Source organism: Priestia sp. MDV22-iso46 (assembly GCF_058629175.1).
Window position 1 is genome coordinate 859,331 of sequence record NZ_JBZVWT010000002.1, and the last position, 16,254, is coordinate 875,584.

25 protein-coding genes and 1 riboswitch are annotated in these 16,254 nt (G+C 39.5%); of the genes, 16 read left to right on the top strand and 9 right to left on the bottom strand.

The genetic code is table 11. The features are described 5' to 3' along the window. Positions 1 to 26: 26 nt before the first annotated feature. Positions 27 to 287 carry a hypothetical protein gene (locus AC4NPH_RS16335; RefSeq protein ID WP_013058550.1) on the top strand — a complete coding sequence of 87 codons (261 nt, stop codon included), beginning with the start codon at positions 27 to 29 and terminating at the stop codon, positions 285 to 287. A gap of 292 nt (positions 288 to 579) precedes the next feature. After that, complete coding sequence (locus tag AC4NPH_RS16340) at positions 580 to 918, top strand: hypothetical protein (RefSeq protein WP_097812688.1); 339 nt, start codon at positions 580 to 582, stop codon at positions 916 to 918. Between the two features lie 50 nt (positions 919 to 968). On the opposite strand, the gene AC4NPH_RS16345 is transcribed toward AC4NPH_RS16340, so the two are convergent. Continuing rightward, a complete protein-coding gene (locus tag AC4NPH_RS16345; RefSeq protein ID WP_013058548.1) occupies positions 969 to 1,442 on the bottom strand; it encodes a YtxH domain-containing protein in 474 nt (157 codons plus the stop codon). A gap of 328 nt (positions 1,443 to 1,770) precedes the next feature. Here AC4NPH_RS16345 and AC4NPH_RS16350 point away from each other — a divergent pair, with 328 nt between their 5' ends. Next, on the top strand, positions 1,771 to 3,246 hold the full coding sequence (locus AC4NPH_RS16350; protein WP_097812689.1) for a glycoside hydrolase family 32 protein: 1,476 nt from the start codon (positions 1,771 to 1,773) through the stop codon (positions 3,244 to 3,246). Between the two features lie 50 nt (positions 3,247 to 3,296). On the opposite strand, the gene AC4NPH_RS16355 is transcribed toward AC4NPH_RS16350, so the two are convergent. Next, complete coding sequence (locus tag AC4NPH_RS16355) at positions 3,297 to 3,578, bottom strand: hypothetical protein (protein ID WP_013058546.1); 282 nt, start codon at positions 3,576 to 3,578, stop codon at positions 3,297 to 3,299. Between the two features lie 86 nt (positions 3,579 to 3,664). Then, on the bottom strand, positions 3,665 to 3,853 hold the full coding sequence (locus tag AC4NPH_RS16360) for a hypothetical protein (RefSeq protein ID WP_013058545.1): 189 nt from the start codon (positions 3,851 to 3,853) through the stop codon (positions 3,665 to 3,667). 122 nt (positions 3,854 to 3,975) lie between these two features. Here AC4NPH_RS16360 and AC4NPH_RS16365 point away from each other — a divergent pair, with 122 nt between their 5' ends. Beyond that, positions 3,976 to 4,266, top strand: a complete 291-nt coding sequence (locus AC4NPH_RS16365) for a hypothetical protein (protein WP_013058544.1) — start codon at positions 3,976 to 3,978, stop codon at positions 4,264 to 4,266. A 49-nt stretch (positions 4,267 to 4,315) separates the two neighbouring features. Here the strand turns inward: AC4NPH_RS16365 and AC4NPH_RS16370 are convergent, their stop codons facing one another. After that, positions 4,316 to 5,560: an MFS transporter gene (locus AC4NPH_RS16370; protein WP_237656809.1), complete on the bottom strand. Its 1,245-nt coding sequence runs from the start codon at positions 5,558 to 5,560 to the stop codon at positions 4,316 to 4,318. Then, a complete protein-coding gene (locus tag AC4NPH_RS16375) occupies positions 5,557 to 6,300 on the bottom strand; it encodes a MerR family transcriptional regulator (protein ID WP_063672501.1) in 744 nt (247 codons plus the stop codon). The genes AC4NPH_RS16370 and AC4NPH_RS16375 overlap by 4 nt, the downstream gene beginning before the upstream one ends. Before the next feature lie 83 nt (positions 6,301 to 6,383). Between AC4NPH_RS16375 and AC4NPH_RS16380 the strand changes: the two genes are divergently transcribed. After that, positions 6,384 to 7,064 carry a CPBP family intramembrane glutamic endopeptidase gene (locus AC4NPH_RS16380; protein WP_097812692.1) on the top strand — a complete coding sequence of 227 codons (681 nt, stop codon included), beginning with the start codon at positions 6,384 to 6,386 and terminating at the stop codon, positions 7,062 to 7,064. A 226-nt stretch (positions 7,065 to 7,290) separates the two neighbouring features. Next, the gene (locus AC4NPH_RS16385) at positions 7,291 to 8,253 is read left to right on the top strand and encodes an aldo/keto reductase (RefSeq protein ID WP_097812693.1); all 963 of its coding nucleotides are present in this window, start codon (positions 7,291 to 7,293) and stop codon (positions 8,251 to 8,253) included. A gap of 36 nt (positions 8,254 to 8,289) precedes the next feature. Here the strand turns inward: AC4NPH_RS16385 and AC4NPH_RS16390 are convergent, their stop codons facing one another. Beyond that, positions 8,290 to 8,676: a MerR family transcriptional regulator gene (locus tag AC4NPH_RS16390; RefSeq protein ID WP_013058539.1), complete on the bottom strand. Its 387-nt coding sequence runs from the start codon at positions 8,674 to 8,676 to the stop codon at positions 8,290 to 8,292. A gap of 184 nt (positions 8,677 to 8,860) precedes the next feature. On the opposite strand from AC4NPH_RS16390, the gene AC4NPH_RS16395 reads away from it, so the two are divergent. Both AC4NPH_RS16395 and AC4NPH_RS16400 read left to right on the top strand, forming a co-directional pair. Next, complete coding sequence (locus AC4NPH_RS16395; protein ID WP_013058538.1) at positions 8,861 to 9,031, top strand: hypothetical protein; 171 nt, start codon at positions 8,861 to 8,863, stop codon at positions 9,029 to 9,031. Between the two features lie 62 nt (positions 9,032 to 9,093). Further along, entirely contained in the window at positions 9,094 to 9,252 is a 159-nt protein-coding gene (locus AC4NPH_RS16400; protein ID WP_013058537.1) for a hypothetical protein, read from the top strand. Between the two features lie 18 nt (positions 9,253 to 9,270). On the opposite strand, the gene AC4NPH_RS16405 is transcribed toward AC4NPH_RS16400, so the two are convergent. Next, complete coding sequence (locus tag AC4NPH_RS16405) at positions 9,271 to 9,465, bottom strand: hypothetical protein (protein ID WP_223268982.1); 195 nt, start codon at positions 9,463 to 9,465, stop codon at positions 9,271 to 9,273. Positions 9,466 to 9,711: 246 nt separating this feature from the next. On the opposite strand from AC4NPH_RS16405, the gene AC4NPH_RS16410 reads away from it, so the two are divergent. The 4 genes from AC4NPH_RS16410 (at position 9,712) to AC4NPH_RS16425 (ending at position 11,428) form a co-directional block, all read left to right on the top strand. Next, on the top strand, positions 9,712 to 10,209 hold the full coding sequence (locus AC4NPH_RS16410) for a hypothetical protein (RefSeq protein WP_194719227.1): 498 nt from the start codon (positions 9,712 to 9,714) through the stop codon (positions 10,207 to 10,209). 64 nt (positions 10,210 to 10,273) lie between these two features. Continuing rightward, positions 10,274 to 10,792, top strand: a complete 519-nt coding sequence (locus tag AC4NPH_RS16415) for a GNAT family N-acetyltransferase (protein ID WP_491938819.1) — start codon at positions 10,274 to 10,276, stop codon at positions 10,790 to 10,792. A gap of 2 nt (positions 10,793 to 10,794) precedes the next feature. Further along, the gene (locus AC4NPH_RS16420) at positions 10,795 to 11,277 is read left to right on the top strand and encodes a DinB family protein (RefSeq protein ID WP_013058534.1); all 483 of its coding nucleotides are present in this window, start codon (positions 10,795 to 10,797) and stop codon (positions 11,275 to 11,277) included. Continuing rightward, the gene (locus AC4NPH_RS16425; protein WP_013058533.1) at positions 11,261 to 11,428 is read left to right on the top strand and encodes a hypothetical protein; all 168 of its coding nucleotides are present in this window, start codon (positions 11,261 to 11,263) and stop codon (positions 11,426 to 11,428) included. The genes AC4NPH_RS16420 and AC4NPH_RS16425 overlap by 17 nt, the downstream gene beginning before the upstream one ends. An 11-nt stretch (positions 11,429 to 11,439) precedes the next feature. Here the strand turns inward: AC4NPH_RS16425 and AC4NPH_RS16430 are convergent, their stop codons facing one another. Both AC4NPH_RS16430 and AC4NPH_RS16435 read right to left on the bottom strand, forming a co-directional pair. Then, the gene (locus AC4NPH_RS16430) at positions 11,440 to 12,081 is read right to left on the bottom strand and encodes a pyridoxamine 5'-phosphate oxidase family protein (RefSeq protein WP_097812695.1); all 642 of its coding nucleotides are present in this window, start codon (positions 12,079 to 12,081) and stop codon (positions 11,440 to 11,442) included. A 124-nt stretch (positions 12,082 to 12,205) separates the two neighbouring features. Next, on the bottom strand, positions 12,206 to 12,451 hold the full coding sequence (locus AC4NPH_RS16435; protein WP_013058531.1) for a hypothetical protein: 246 nt from the start codon (positions 12,449 to 12,451) through the stop codon (positions 12,206 to 12,208). A 306-nt stretch (positions 12,452 to 12,757) separates the two neighbouring features. On the opposite strand from AC4NPH_RS16435, the gene AC4NPH_RS16440 reads away from it, so the two are divergent. From AC4NPH_RS16440 to AC4NPH_RS16455, 4 genes are all read left to right on the top strand, one after another. Further along, a complete protein-coding gene (locus AC4NPH_RS16440) occupies positions 12,758 to 13,768 on the top strand; it encodes an aldo/keto reductase (protein ID WP_335481818.1) in 1,011 nt (336 codons plus the stop codon). A 190-nt stretch (positions 13,769 to 13,958) separates the two neighbouring features. After that, positions 13,959 to 14,062, top strand: a riboswitch (purine riboswitch). Between the two features lie 156 nt (positions 14,063 to 14,218). Further along, entirely contained in the window at positions 14,219 to 15,097 is an 879-nt protein-coding gene (locus AC4NPH_RS16445; protein ID WP_013058529.1) for a 5'-methylthioadenosine/S-adenosylhomocysteine nucleosidase, read from the top strand. A 346-nt stretch (positions 15,098 to 15,443) separates the two neighbouring features. After that, a complete protein-coding gene (locus AC4NPH_RS16450; protein ID WP_057273829.1) occupies positions 15,444 to 15,866 on the top strand; it encodes a phosphate-starvation-inducible protein PsiE in 423 nt (140 codons plus the stop codon). 2 nt (positions 15,867 to 15,868) lie between these two features. Beyond that, complete coding sequence (locus tag AC4NPH_RS16455) at positions 15,869 to 16,222, top strand: Na-translocating system protein MpsC family protein (RefSeq protein WP_013058527.1); 354 nt, start codon at positions 15,869 to 15,871, stop codon at positions 16,220 to 16,222. Positions 16,223 to 16,254 lie beyond the last annotated feature (32 nt).

Sequence of the window (16,254 nt, forward strand, 5' to 3'; positions counted from 1 at the left end):
CTATAGGAAGAATGGGGGAAATAATTATGACAACTACAACAAATTTAACACTGGGGTACAAAATGTACACGATTGATTTTAGCCGTCCAACGCAGTCTAACGAGGCACTGCTTGATTTCTTTAAAGATGTGCAGCACAGACAGGGAAATAACGCAGAAAGCTTTTCTAAAACATTAATGGAAATCGAAGAAATCAAAACAAAATATGTAGATCACGAAATCGTACAGCTGGCTAAATCGCTTGAACAGCAAATAAGCCGCTCAAATGCAGAAAAACTTGAGGTCTGATAATCACCAGAAATGGTCGATTTATCAGACCTTTTTTATATTTTTATCGATGTAGCACTTTATACTTGGCTAAAGGGCAGCCAAGTATAAAGTGCTAGACCTATGCGGAAGTTGCCCTCCCTTGCGGGCTGCCAACTTCCGCATAGGTGAACCTTTTGGGGTGAAGTCAAGGGGACAGGATATCTGGTAGTATAGGTTTTTGGTCGAGGATAAAATTCTGTACATTTCAAAGGATGTTTGATTTCATCAAAAGTTGTAGATGAATAGACTATCAAGTCGTTGGAGGCGTTGTATGGTTGGAATTTGCAGCTGGAAGTGTGCAGTGAGTGGAATAAGTATTGCAAGTGTCTACAGTAAGCAGCCGTCGTGGCAGCGGGAGTGCTATTTGGTAACACCTGGTAAAGTTTATTATGAGTCGTGCTATCAAGGGTACGGAGAGTTTGAGGGAATGGATATTTTTTGTTTGATGAGAGAAAGCGGAGCGGAAAAAGAAGACAGTGAAGGGGTAGCAGCTTTTAAGCCTAAGATTGTGCTGGCGAAGTATTACAGCGGACAGCGTTATGAAGAACTGCCGGAATCAGAGCCGTGTCCGTACGGAGGCTATTTTTTTGAAGGGTGGAAGGAAGGATAGCGAATATACATAAAAGCTAAAAGCTGTAGAGATATCTCTACAGCTTGTTATTAACGTCTTGTTTCATCGACAGATTGTTCTAAGTCACTTACTTCTTGCGTAATTGTATTTAATTCTTCTTGCACCGCTTCAGCTTCAAGAACAGGATCTTGAACGATTTCTGTCGTTTCAAGCTCTTCTGCTGCAGCCGTTTCTGCAAGCGGCTGTTCTTTAGCAGTGCGCAGAGATTTCACTTTGTTGACAACTTGCGAAGATTGTTCGGAGACTTTTTGTGAAAGACGAGCCGTGCGCTGTTTGAGGTCTTGGCCTTTTGCATATACCGTTTCTTTCACTTGACCTGTTTTAGCAAGTGCTTGATTCGCTCCGTCTTGAATAGAAGCACGCAGCTCTTTTCCTGACTTTGGCGCTACTAGTAAAGCTGTTGTTACACCCACTACGCTGCCTACTAACGTGCCGACTAATAACTCTTTGCTTCCACCTTTTGTTTCTTTACCCACTGTTTCTTTTACGTTTTCTTTTGTCATGACATTTCCTCCTTTTATAATATGTAATATGAAGGGTTTACCATTTTGTTGAATACTTCCTGCAAAACGCAAATGATTCGCTAAAAAAATGTGCAAGTGCCGTCGGACGCTCGTACAGGCTGGTGAAATTTGATTGTATATAGTATTCAACCACCTGACAGAAAAACCTTCTTTTCTGCTATAAAAACAGAAAAAAACTTATCTATAAAATCCGACACAAGAAAACGACAACATTCGTTCTTTGGTAGCATTTTCACTTGAAATTTTATATCATAGAGTGCAAGGAGAATACGTTCTCTTTTTTTTAGATGCTGGAGGGATTGAAGAGATGGCTGAATCGAAGTACAAAACGATTTTAGAAGCAAAATCTGGTGAGTTAGAAGCATTAAAAGACAAAGCAATCAAAGACAGCTGGCAGCCGATTTATCATATTCATCCACAGTACGGGCTGATGAATGATCCAAACGGATTGATTCAATTAAATGGTGAATATCACGTGTTTTATCAGTGGTATCCGTACGGTGCGATGCATGGAATGAAGCACTGGGCTCATGTGAAATCTACGGATTTAGTAACGTGGGAACGCCTTCCGGTTGCGTTAACGCCAACGGAAGAATATGAATCGCACGGCGCATACTCAGGCGGCGCGATTGAAAAAGATGGTCAAGGGCTGCTGTTTTATACGGGGAATGTAAAATACGAAGACGGCTCACGTTCAGCTAATCAATGTATCGCGATGCTAAACAGGGATGGAAGTGTGGAAAAATACACGCATAATCCAGCGGTACGAGGCGTTCCTGATGGGTATACAGGACATGTGCGTGATCCGAAAGTATGGAAAGAAAATGATACATATTATATGCTGCTAGGCGCTCAGCGTGAAAACGAAACGGGCGCGTTAATTGTGTATGAATCAAGCGATGCGCTTCAGTGGTCATTTAAAGGCGAAGTTAAAACATCGCTTCCTGACTTTGGCTATATGTGGGAGTGCCCGGATTACTTTAAACTGGACGGAAAAGATGTGTTTGTCTTTTCACCGCAAGGAATCAAAGCGGATGGCCACGATTTTCATAATATTTATAATGTGATTTACGCGGTGGGAACATTCGATGTGGAAAGTTTAACGTTTGAAATGGAGTATTACCGTGAAATTGATAAAGGGTTTGACTTTTATGCACCGCAAACGTTCCAAGATGAAAGCGGACGTCGCTTGCTGTTTGCATGGATTGGAAACCCGGATGTTGACTACCCGTCAGACGAATACGGGTGGGCCCATGCCTTAACGCTTCCTCGTGAGCTTTCGCTTGAAGGAAATGAACTTGTTCAAAAGCCTGTAGAAGAGTTAAATAAGCTTCGAGATCAAGCGGTTCATTTTAGAGGAACGCTAAAAAATGAAGAAGTGATCATTGATGAAGCAACAAACAATGCATATGAAATCAATATGACGTTCCGCGAGATAGCGGCCAAACAGTTTGGTTTAGAGCTGTTTAATAGTAAAGAAGAAGAGCTTCGCCTCGTGTTTGATACAGAAAAGCAAGAAGTGCGACTCGACCGCTCTTCATTCCACCATCAATATGCAACGGAATACGGTGTGGTTCGCTCTGAAAAATGGACAGCGTCAAACGAAGTCGATGTTCGCGTATTTGTCGACAAAAGCATCGTCGAAATTTATATAAACGGCGGCAAAATTGTCTTCACTTCCCGGGTATTCCCGAAAAAAGATTCCAAATCAGCTGTAAATGTATTTGCAGAAGGAGCTGTGGATTACCGTATTGATTATTACGGTATGTCGCGCGGTATTTAATATAATAAATAAGAAAAGCCAATGAAGACCATTCATTGGCTTTTTGGTTTCTATAAAAATAAGATACAAATACATGAAGCAACTAAATGAGGAACAGCTGCAATAATAAAGCGTTTCATCCATTCTGTATCCTCTCGCTGCCGGACAGGGGTAAAGTAAGGTCCTCTCGTTTCAAAACGAAATGCGTCCAGTAAGGTTACGAGTGCAATTGCCGTAAGTAATATACCAAGAGGGCCTGAAATATAGTAAATATACTGCCAGTTGCCTGCTGTAATAGAAATGATAATCACAATAATTAAAGATATAATGCCAGATATTAATCCTGTTTTCAAACTCAAAATCTCCTTACATCCAGTTTTTGCTTATCTATTTTACCATAACCGAATGAAGGTTTGTATATACGGCTCGGGGCGGATATTTACTTCTTAATTGACCTTCTATGTAAGTATCTTCTCGTATAAAATGAGTTTCCTAGCAAAAGCAGTGTCCCTAGAATCCAGCCAGCTGCAGGGGAATAAGGAAAGATATTTTTTAAAGCCATCCCAAAAGAAATAGAGGCTGCTCCGAGTATAAATAAAAGCAGCGTGATTCCTTGACGTTTTTTCATATGTACCACCTCTCTTACTAATTTTACCATAAAGTGTGAGTGTAGTAGAATGAAATGTAAGGTGTTATACAAAAAAGAAGTATATGGTAAAAATTAAGAAGTAGGAAGGGGAGAGGGATGCAATGATTAAGAAAGGATTTATAGCAGGTATCGTGATGGTCGGGATTGTTCTTGCTCTTGCTGCTTTTACAGGGAAGTGGAGCTATCTCTATTTTGTGTCAGGCACAATGGGAGCAGTATCACTGGTTTTAGCTTTGGCATACCTTATTGACAGTATTGTGCTAGGAAATACAGGCACATTCTTTTCAGCCAAAAAGACGCGCAAGGTGAGCCGAGTTGAAGATGCAAAACGATTTGGAGCTATTGCAGTACCGAACGTATTAGCTGCTTTGATTTATGTAGCCGCTGGTTGATGAACAGGAGTCTATAAAAAACAGCTTGAGGTATAACCTCAAGCTGTTTTTATGCGTCAATCTGAACGTTTCTTTCCCGTTTATCACGCAGCGGCATCAGCATACTCACAAATCCAACGCTTACGATGATGATTGCCGCCGTTAAAAAAGTCGTCTGAGCACCTGCAAGCTTTACGACTATGCCTCCAAGAAGAGGAGCAGTAAGTAAAACGGCACTCGTTAAGGTGTTAATGAATCCGTACACTTTTCCGAGGTGTTTCTTGTCGCTGTACGTTTGAACGATATAGTTAAACAGCAGTAAATTAAGCCCGACTCCGGCCCCTCCAATAGGTGCAGCAATCAAAATGAAATAGCGTGACATAACGGCTGGATTAAAGCAGCTAATGAAAAATAAAGCCCCTCCAAATAGAAGCAGTCCCAGTGATAAAAGTCTAAATGGATGGTGAACCTGTTTTTTTCTATTAAGATACACTCCTGTTGCTAGCGCTCCCAGCCCGATTCCAGAAAGCAGCCAGCCGAGCATTTCCGGATGGTGAGGCAGCACATCTCGAAGGAAGATGCTAATTTGAGCGTCAACAAGCATGACTACAAAATACGAAAGGTGAAACAAAATAACGACGCGTAAAAGGATTGAGTGCTGAAAAACGATTTTCCAGCCGGTTGAGTACGTTTCTTTCGTTTGATGGGAAGAACGAGCAGCTTGCCCTTGAATGTTTTTACCTGCTTTTTTAAGTGAAAACAGCACCGAAATAGAAATCATACAAGCTGCGGCATTAACTAAAATACATGCTTTTGGCGTTGTGATCGTCAGCGCAGCGGCTCCGAGAAACGGCCCTACAACTTTGGCAATTTGAAACATAATGTTTTGTAAGGTAGAGGCCTGCAGCAGCTGGTCTTCTTTGACCACTTCTCGAACGTAAGCCAGCTGTGCGGGCACTTTCATAACAGAACTCATAGAGCGCAGGGTCAGTACCCCTAGTGCCAAAAGCGGTTCATCTGTGAAAAATAACAGACATGTGAACAGAAGACGGACTAGTTCAGACAGAAACATCAGCTGTACCTTATCGTAGCGGTCCGCTAAATTTCCTGCTGCTTGACTTAGCAGGATGCTAGGCAAAGCGTACGCGACAGGAATAAGCGTAATCCATAGGGAATTTGCGTGCCACACGTATGTAAAAAGCGTCATCACCGCAAACATATCAAATAAATCTCCGAAGCTTGCCGCAGTGCTTGAAATAAATAATTTTTTATAAGAAGAATTAGCAAACAGCTTTTCTTTTTTCAATACCTTCATTCCTTTATATGTTGTTCGTAAAAAATAATCGCATCTTCAATAAATTGAAGGACTTCGCTGTCAATAGGGTAGAGATTAAGTGAACTTGATGCCTCAGGAGATTTGCGAACATCCCAAAAGGCTTTTTCTAAAGCCGTATGATGACCAAACAGTTCACTGGATAAAAGCAGTATATCAGCTGCAATTAGTTGTCCATCTTCAGATTGAGGTGCACGCTGGTGCTTTAAGCAAAGCTGAACTCGTTTTATGATGTTAATCCATTTATCGGCACTCGCATTCTCCATTTTAGGCAAATTATGCTGCAGAATCTCACTTTCTTCTATTGAAAGCGAAAGCAGATCAGTCCAGCTGCTTTTAGTAGTAGACTGATTGTGAACTAAGGGAAGGAGCTGCTTCCAGTTTAATTCACCTTCTATTTTTATACTGTTGCGAAGAGTGTGAGTATGTTCTAAAGCCTGTTGAATTTCTGAAGCTTTTTGCTGAAGTTTTTGTTGATGAATCGCTAGAAGTTTATCAATACTCACTTGATGAAGAATAAGTTCAATATCTCGCAAAGGAACGGCTAAGTTTTTTAAAAGAGTAATTTTTTCTAGTGTGACTAAGTCTGTTTCTGAGTAAAGCCGCTTTCCATTTTCATCTTTTGACGATGGATGAAGCAAGCCGATTTGATCGTAGTAACGAAGCGTACGCACCGTGAGGCCTAATTTTTTAGCGGCTTGCCCAGTAGAAAAATAAATCATTTTTAACCCCTCCAAAAAAATGCTTGCAGGTAACGTTACGTCACCTTTTACACTGAATATATGTAAAAGGGAGGCGAAGTAAATTGAAACAAAAAAATCAAGGATTATGGACAATAAAATCATTCGTAATAATGCTGGTGGTCACGTTTATTGCTGTGCCTGTTTTCATTGAAGGAGCATTACAGCAAGCTTTACAGTCGCTATTTAAAAGTGACCTTTATGCTGGAACAGCTACTGGATTTGTCATGGCAGCTGTGTTTTTATCAGCTCTGTATTGGCTGATGGTTCAGGCTGATGATAGAAAAATTGGTTTTCAATCGTTTTCAAAGCGTTACTGGCCGCTCATTCTTTTTTTGCTTTTGGTGCTGATCTTAGGAAGTGTAGCAATTGTTGTGCTCATGGAATGGTTTGGTATGACATATGAAAATAAAAAAACAAACAGTTTACAGCAGGACCTGTCGCTGTTTTCATTTATACTTGCTTTTGTTTCAGCCGCTGTAATCTCACCTTTTTATGAAGAGATAATCTACCGAGGATTTTTTTATACGTGGCTGAAACGTAAAGGAGGAATTGTGTTTGGATTAATGGGAAGTTCGTTTATCTTTATGCTGGTGCATATTCCAACGTACAATACCTTGCCCGTTAACTTTTTATCAGGTCTCGTGTTTGCCTGGGTGTACGAAAAAACAAAGTCGTTGCTTCCAAGTATGATCATTCATGCTTGTTTTAATGGAATCGCCGTTATTTTAACAGCAGCAGCTTAATGTAGTTTCGATAACGAGTAAGCTATGATTTATCTTACCATATTATGTATACTAAAGAAGCGAATTGCAAAAAAGTAAGCGAAAAATGAACCGGAAAACTGCTAGAAGCACTGCTGTTTCTAGCCGTTTTTTATATATGCACGCACGCTTAAGGCTTGTCTTAAAGTGGACGTTAAGGTGTATGATAAGAGAGGTTAAAGACAGCAATAAAAAGGAGAGGGTATCGATGCAATATCGAAAGCTTGGAGAAACAGGTCTGGAAGTGTCAAATTTATGTCTAGGTACCATGGCGTTCGGACGATGGATTGACGAAAAAGCGTCGGCAGCTATTCTACATAGCGCCATTGAAAATGGCATTAACTTCATTGATACAGCCAATTATTACGGAAAAGGGCAGGATGAAGAGTTTAGATACGGCACAGGGGAATCTGAAGAAATAATTGGACGTGCGTTAAAAGGAAAAAGAGATGATGTGGTGCTTGCGACAAAAGTCGGAATTGCCGTAGGAAAAGGCAAAAATGATAAAGGCCTTTCACGCACACATATTATGAGAGAAGTGGACAATCAGCTGCGACGACTGCAGACGGACTACATTGATCTTTATCAAGTTCATCTTTTTGATCCGAATACACCTATGGAAGAAACGCTTCGCGCGCTAGATGATTCAGTTCGCCAAGGCAAAGTTCGTTATATTGGCTGTTCCAATTACGCGGCGTGGCAAATCGCAAAGTCTCATCATATTAGTGACAAAATGAATCTTGAAAAATTCATTTCAGTTCAGCCTCAGTACAATCTTCTCTCTCGTGAAATTGAACAAGAGCTGCTGCCGTTTAGTCAATCTGAAGGTGTAGGCGTCATGGTATACAGTCCGTTAGCGCGCGGCATGCTTTCAGGAAAATATAAAACATCAAATGACGTGCCGCCAGAAAGCCGTGCTGCGCATGGTGAAAAGCTGCTGCGAAACTACTTTACAGACCGAAACTTTCAGCTGGTGGAGCAGTATCGCAAGTTAGCAGAAAAAAATAAAGTCAGTTTGTCTCAGTTTGCTCTTGCGTGGGTGCTAAATCAGCCCGCTGTAACATCAAGCATTATCGGAGCTAGCAAATTGCATCACGTAACAGATGCAGTTGAAATCAGCGATTGGATATGGTCAGAAGAGCTATTAAATACTGTGAATTCACTATATTGATAAAAAGTCCGCAGGTGCTCCTGCGGACTTTTGCGTTTAAATTTTAATTTCTTTTTGCATTATTTTTGCTTCTAGCGAGTCGTACAAAGCGAGCTTATAGTTAATTTGTTCAAGGTATTTAAACGTTTTGGCCATTTCTTCTTCTACCGCTTCTTTATGATGAAGCATCATGTTTTTTCGTTCTTTAATTGTGCTTTCGCCTTGTTTATAGAGCTCTACATAGCGCTTGATTTCTGCAAGCGGCATGCCCGTTGAGCGAAGAGCTAAGATAAAACGGATCCATTCAACATTTGTATCATTATAGAGGCGCTTTCCGTTTTCATCACGTTCTATAAAAGGAAGGATTCCTTCTTTTTCATAGTAGCGTAAAGTTGGTGCGGAAAGCCCGGTTTTTTTATTCATTTCTTTCATGCTATAAGACAAGATTGTTCACTCCCACTTGTGAATCGTAAAGCTTACTTTAAGGTATATGATAATCGATAGTTGAGTGTTTTATCAAATTCTTTTTCGGTTGTTAAAAAATATGGAACTTTTATACAGTTTGTCCGTAATAACAAGTAGACAATAATAAACTTACTGTAAAAGGTTAAGTAAAGGAGATAGAGTAATGAAAAAAATAAAATGGATTAGTTTTATACTGCTGCTGATTTCAAGCGGAGTCTTTTTTATCAATCATCAGTACGCCATTTTACTAGCGGCTTGGACTGCTTACGGAATGGCTTTATCAATCCTGGTTTATTTCTTTTCATACGGTATTAAGGATTCAAATCAAGAGTAAAAAGCGTATACGCTTTTCTTATTGTTTTCAAAATAAAAACAGAAAATGAAAGGGTGGAAGAAATGGGAGAACTTTTTTGGATGACTTTGTTCGGAGCCTGTATTTGGGTGCCAATAATTTGGAATAAAATTGCGATTGGCAAGCGCATCGCACACGAAGAAAAGAAAGCAGGACGTGATTTAACAGGGGAAATCAATCCGTTTACCGGAGGAAGAATGTAAATAGAGATTAAGACATATCTAAATTAATTCCATTGAAAGACGAACAAATAGGATAAATGAGCTCGTATGAATTACTTGTGACACCGCTGTTGATTTCCGTGCAAGACTTCGCTTTCCGCGGGCGGCCGGTGAGCCTCCTCGTCGCTTACGCTTCTGCGGGGTCTCACCTGTTCCACTTTTCTCGCAGGAGTCTTCGCTTTGCCCTCCAATCAACAGCTAGAAGCAGCTACATACATGAAACTTACATTCAGCCTATCCATAACAAATCCGAACGAATTTAATTCTCTACCAAGAATCTCAATGCATCGTTCAGATTTTCCTACCCTAAATTACTTTTGTCTCAGTCTCTTTATTAGTAAAGAAAACAATAGTTTAATTTTGTTATTAATAGTATAATTAACCATATTTATTTTGAATAGAAAGGCTGATGAAAAGGTGTCAACATTCTTTTTGGCCGGCATGGTACTTGTGCTGGTGATGATTGTTTTTTCGCGTACGCTGTGGGTGCCCAGGGGAATGGCAGAACGTCTCAGCAAGAAAAAGTGGTTTCAAAACCATTGGCTGAGCGGAGGCTATTTGTTTGGCATTAACGCGCTGTATTTTGGTACTACGCTATGTTTACTCTTCCTTCCTACCTTTACAAATATCCCTTATCTGCATCTTGTGCTCATGTTTGTAGCGACGATTGTAAGTATTCTCACGTGGAGCGCCTTTAGTGCAGCGTGGAAAGGATCATTTAAAAACCGTCTTAAAATGGCTTTAACGGGAAGCAGCTTTTACTTGATATTAGCACTGATCATGGTAATTCAGTGGCTAAGCGTTAAGCCTCTGTATCCAAATGAAGATACGTTTATGCGAGCTTTAGGATGGATGCTTGGCTTTTTTGTATCAGCCGTCGCTTTTAGTATATGTTTTATCTTCATTGCGTTTCTTGGAAAACGTTCAGCACGTGTGTAAGGATATCATCCGTTTATTAACGTTCTTTTCTAGTTAACTACTATTGACGAAAGCAGGGGTAAACGTGATTCGAGAAATTTTAGCTTCCGATGCAGCCGTTTTTTTAGCGTTAAATAAAGAGCTTGATCGAGAAACAGCATATATGCTGTACGAGGAAAATGAGCGTGCGACTACGCTTGAACAGCAGAAAAAAATGATTACAACTTTTTTAAAGATGCCGAACTCGACCATTTTAGTGGCGGAACAAGACGGACAGCTTGTCGGACATTTATCTGTGATTGGCGGAAGCGTTAACCGAAAAAAACACAGCGTATACTTAGCTGTTGGCGTGCTTCAATCTTATGGAAACCGAGGCATCGGCACTGCGTTGTTTGAAGAAATGGAGAAATGGGCAGCGCAGAGCGGCATCAAACGAGTGGAGCTAACGGTTATGACACACAATGAACCGGCCATTTCGCTGTATAAAAAGATGGGTTTTAAAACAGAAGGGAAAAAAATATGTTCGCTCGTTGTAGATGGAAAATCAGTCGATGAATATTATATGGGGAAGGTTTTTGAAAAAACGTGCTTAAAGGAGAAATGAACATGGAAACGACGATTGTTCAGTTAAATGAATGGGTGGTAAAGCTTCCTAAAAAGCTTGAAGTACTCTCTGAAGCAGCGGCGTCAAACCGTCCTGCTCCTAAGAATTGGTCACCAAAAGAAATTGCGGGTCACTTATGCGATTCAGCTATTCACAATTTGCAGCGGTTTATCAACGTGCAGCATGAAAAAACACCTTTAGCCCTGACGCCTTATAAACAAGATGAATGGGTAGAACTGCAGCACTATCAAGCTACGTCCATGGCAGAAATAGTTGCCCTATGGCGCAGTTTAAATAAGCAAATTGCTTCCGTTCTTTCCCATATACCGACAGAAAAGTATATGTATCAATTTGAATTAGAAGGTGGAAAGTTCGTTTCGCTTGAGTGGTTGGCTAAAGATTATATTGCTCATTTAGAGCATCATATTAAGCAAATTGACGCTCAACTGCCGCTAGGAGGCAAAGTGAATGAAAAAAGAACATAAAAAAGAAGAATCTCAGGTGAAAGTCGATTTTAGAGCAGGCCGCGCCTATGGTGATCATGAATACATAGAAAGTTCAAAAAAAGGCGTGCTTCTTGCTTTGTTACCAGTTCTGATCATTGCCGGAGGTATACTGTTTCTGATGGTAAAATGACAAAAGCCGCATTATAGCGGCTTTTTTTCATAGAGGTGCTGGGTTTTGCTTTCTTTGGGATTGTTGCGGCTTTCTAGAGTGGAAAAGCCTGCGTGTTCTGCGACTATTTTAGCTGCGGAAGGAAGCGTTTCGACTCTTTCCCAAGATTCTGGATTCCACAGCTTTGATCGCTTGAATGCTTTGCTGCAGTGGAGAAAGCATTCTTGTACTTCGACGCCAATAGCGAGCAGCGGAGCTTTATTGTGAACCGCCATTGTTTCAAGCAGCGCTTTTTCTTTTACAATGCAAGCTTTGCCGTTAATCCGCAGCGTTTCTTCTATGCCTGGAATCAAAAAAAGCAGCCCTATTTGAGGATTAGATAAAATATTTTCCAATGAATCTACTTTTTGATTGCCGCGCCTCTCTGGAATCAACAGCTTTTTCTCATCGACGACTTGTACAAAACCAGGGTGATCACCCCGCGGAGAACTGTCGCAAATTCCTTTATAATCAGCTGTAGCGATGATGACAAAAGGGGAATGTTTAATAAATTCCCGGCAGTGTCGATCTAAATAAGGAATTATTTTTTGATGCGCCAATTTGTTAGGCGCGCCGACTATACGGCGAAGCTCTTCTTTCGTTTTTACTCGTTCTTTAAAGTGACTGTTTTTCATTCCTCTTTTCACTCCTACTGTATGCGTATACTGAAAATACCATTTTTATATATGAAATACTATATTTTTATATTTGAAAAACAGAAAAATCAGTATATTTAAATGAAGTAGAAGTGTTATAACGCTAGCTTCGGTCTTTTTTTAAATTTTTGATTGCGTTATCAAATATGTCATTAACCGTTTTCATATGTTCGCTGACAAGATGATTCGAGTCTTTTTCTCGCTGGCGCATGTCTTTTAACAAATCATCCATATCATCTAGCAAACTTTGAAAATACTCATCTTTTTGTTCTTCTTTCATTGTGGAATCGTCCATTTCATCAAGCTTATCGAGCTTATCTTCAATTTTTTTGAAGTATTCATCTCTCAAGAGTCTCACCTCATTTATAAAGTAGCTTTCTGCTTATTGTATGCAAAATGTTTGTTTGCATGAGTAAGAAGTAGAAAGTACATAAATAAAAGGAGAATCTGAAGAGCTCATTTACTCCTTAGTAGGTTACTTTTTAGTTCCCATATTACTTTGAAGTGCGTACTTTTTTTTATTGTGTATATGCTTCATAATAAATTTTGTCAGGAGATAATATGACATTTAATGAATAGATCAGTCGTTGAGTTTACCTTCATACTGATCAATTTCTAAAATAGAGTTATAAAAATTTCAGGAGGTTTTATGAATATGAGAGAGATACTGCAAGGAAAACTAGGTTTTGGAACGGCACCACTGGGCAATATGTATCGTAATATTCCAGAAGAAGAGGCCATCGCGACGGTCGATGCTGCTTGGGAAAGCGGCATCCGTTACTTTGACGCAGCTCCTCTTTACGGAGCTGGCTTAGCCGAGATACGCCTTGGTGAAGCCCTGTCAAAAAGAAATCGCGATGAGTATGTGCTAAGTACGAAAGTAGGTCGCGTTATTTCAGATGAACTAGAAGACACATCTTTACGTGATATGGGAGAAAAAGGCGGGCTTTTTGAATTTGGCCGTAAAAATAAAATTATCAATGACTACAGCGCAGATGCAACTCTTCGTTCGATCGAGCAAAGTTTAAACCGTTTGAAAACAGATCGCTTGGACTTTGTGTATATTCATGATGTCGCGCAAGATTTTTATGGAGATGAGTGGGTAGGACAATTTGAGTCTGCTCGAACGGGCGCATTTCGTGTGCTTACACGCTTGCGTGAAGAAGGAGTTATTAAAGGATGGGGACTTGGAGTAAACCGAGTAGAACCAATTGAAATCATGCTGGAGCTGGAAGAAGCAAAGCCGGAGGTCTCGTTGCTAGCTGGCCGTTACACGTTATTAGATCATGAACGTGCGCTGCAGCGAGTGATGCCCGAAGCCGTAAAGCATAATATGGACATTGTTGTCGGCGGACCATACAGCTCAGGCGTTCTTGCTGGAGGTACGCACTTTGAATATCAAAAAGCATCCTCAGACATTATGGCAAAAGTAGAAAAAATCAAAGCTATTGCAGATCGTCATCAGATCAGCATTAAGGCTGCTGCTGTCCAATTTTCACTCGCTAATCCAGCAGTTGCTGCTGTTATCCCCGGCGCTAGTCGTCCAGAGCGTATTGCTGAAGACAAAGCAGCATTAAACACAGTAATTCCGGCAGCCTTCTGGGAAGAAATGCTTGAACAAAAGCTTGTAGCTCCTCATGCACCGCTGCCAATTAACGTTAAGTGAAGTTAGAGGATAAATGTTTAGTAAGTAGAAAAAGTGTCTCAAAGTTCCGATTTTGAGACGCTTTTTTTGTTTTGAGACAGAGGTTTATAAAAGATTTAGTGGTGTCCGGTTATAAAAACGAACGTTTTAACGATTTTTCGGATGTAATATTCGTTTTAATATTGAATAACCATTTTGTATTTGATACATTTAGAAGGTGAAAAATATTACTCGTATATACTTGGAAATATGGTCTGAGTGTCTCTACCTGATTCCCATTCAAAGAACTGGACTACGAGTTAAAGTATAAAAATGTTCGGTTTATCAATACATAAGCGTTACGCCGTGCTTAATTTCTTATACTTTGACTCTAAAACCCTTAGACTATCAAAAATGTTCTAGGTTTTTTTCTTTTGTCCAATCATCGAGTGTATGAAACAGCAAAACGAAATGGAGTGAAAGTAACGATTTATGAAAAACAAGATGTTAAAAACAGGGACTTTACTTACTATTGGTATGGTTTTACTGCTATCTGTACTTGCCGGGTGTAACTCAGCTTCAAAAAAAGAAGCCGGAAATAAACAAAACCAGAAGCCTATCATTGTTCAAGGGCCGATGCCGATAGAAGCGCAGAAATTCGCTAAAAAATTAGAAAATGTAAAAGAAGAAAAGTCAGGGAATTTTGTTTTTTACAAGGGAACTGTCGATAATTATCCGGTCATTGTTGTTAAAACGGGAAAAGGAATGGAAAACACGGCAGCTGCTACAGCGATAGCTATAGAAAAATACCATCCTAAAGCGATTATCAACCAAGGAACATCGGGCGGACATGATGAAAACCTGAACGTATTTGATATTGTATTAGGGAAGAGAACAACAAACATAGGCTCTTTAAAAACAGAAGATAAAAAAGAAGGCGAAGGAATGGATCCTACTGCTTGGAAGCCGATGGATTTAATGGCTTCTGAAGGAAGCGCTGGAGAAGATCCTGATGCTGAAAAAGCTCGCTATTATGAAGGAGATAAGAAGTTACTTGCGGCTGCAAATGCAGTAAAAGATACATACAAAAAAGGTAAAGTAGTTGAAGGAACGATAGGATCAGCGGACACGTGGAATAACGAAGTGGATCGAATTAAGTGGTTCCACACTAAGTATGGGACGTCTGTAGAAGAAATGGAAGGCGCAGCGGCAGCACAAATTGCAGGAAGCTATGACGTTCCATTCTTAGGTATCAGAGTGCTATCTAATAACAAAGTAAACAATGGAAAATATAATCCAAACACAGCAGCCGCTTGTCAAGATTACGTTTATGAAGTAATTAAACGCTATATCAGCGCAAACGCCAAGTAAATCTTTGTTTGAAGTTTTGATGTGTTGCGTTATAATTAAGTGAAAAGAAGCTTATTGATAGAAATTCATTACATATGTTTTTTTATCTTTGGTGACTTGATGATATGTAAATATATGGCGGGCTGGATAACAAGTATTGAAAAATGCTGAGTCGTTAACCCATCATAAGGAAATTTGTACAACTATGCACAAATTTCTTTATGATGGGTTTTTTTGTGGAGGAGTGGAGGTACTGGAGACAACTAAAAAAGCAGCAGATTCTCAGACAGGCTACCAAGTTTTGGACGCTTTACGAACATAAATAGAATCAATGTAAGGAAGTTAGATAAAAGGAAGGGATACAAAGATGTTCAAACTATTTTTATGTAAAAAAAGGAAGTATCTAATTACGACATATCAATTTATTTTAAATATCTCGCTGATTGTCCTTGGGTTTATACTTGTTTATTTTTTATTAAGAGAGCTTTTTTATATTATGAATGATGCCTTAACGGGAAATAATAACGTTCATAAAATTCTTGGAAAAGTATTGGTTTTCTTTCTATACTTTGCTTTTGTTTCAATGATTATGACTTACTTTAAGGAAAGCTGCCATTTCCCGTTAAGCTATCTTTTATATATTGGAATTACCGCCACAATACGATTTATCATTGTGAATAACAATTATCAAATTGGAAGTTTATTTTTATCGTTAGGAATTATCGCTTTAACAATTAGTTATTTAATGTTAACAAAAAAAAGATTAGAAGATAATGAAAGGAGAATTTGAGCATGAGTAGAAATAGAGAGCATGAATTTAGTAATTTGGTGCGCGAAATCCGTAAAGAGCAGGTTGGGAACGGACCTAGAGAAATCACTACTCGTTTTATAGATACATGGGCGGTTAGTGAAATGAAAGGCAATCTTACGAATGTAGAAAAATTTATGATAACTTCTCCTGAAGGCAAAAGGATGGTTCATGAGGCACGTACAGAACTAGTGAAAAAAATTTATGATTGCTCCGAGATACGAGATAAGTTTGAAAAACTTGTTCATGCAAAAATTGTAAGAGTTTTTTCAGACATTAATATTGAAGAAGATGTTGCGATGACTACTTTTGTTTTTGATAGAAAGTTAGATAATTAACTAACTAAGATAAACTCCTTGGCGTACGAAGC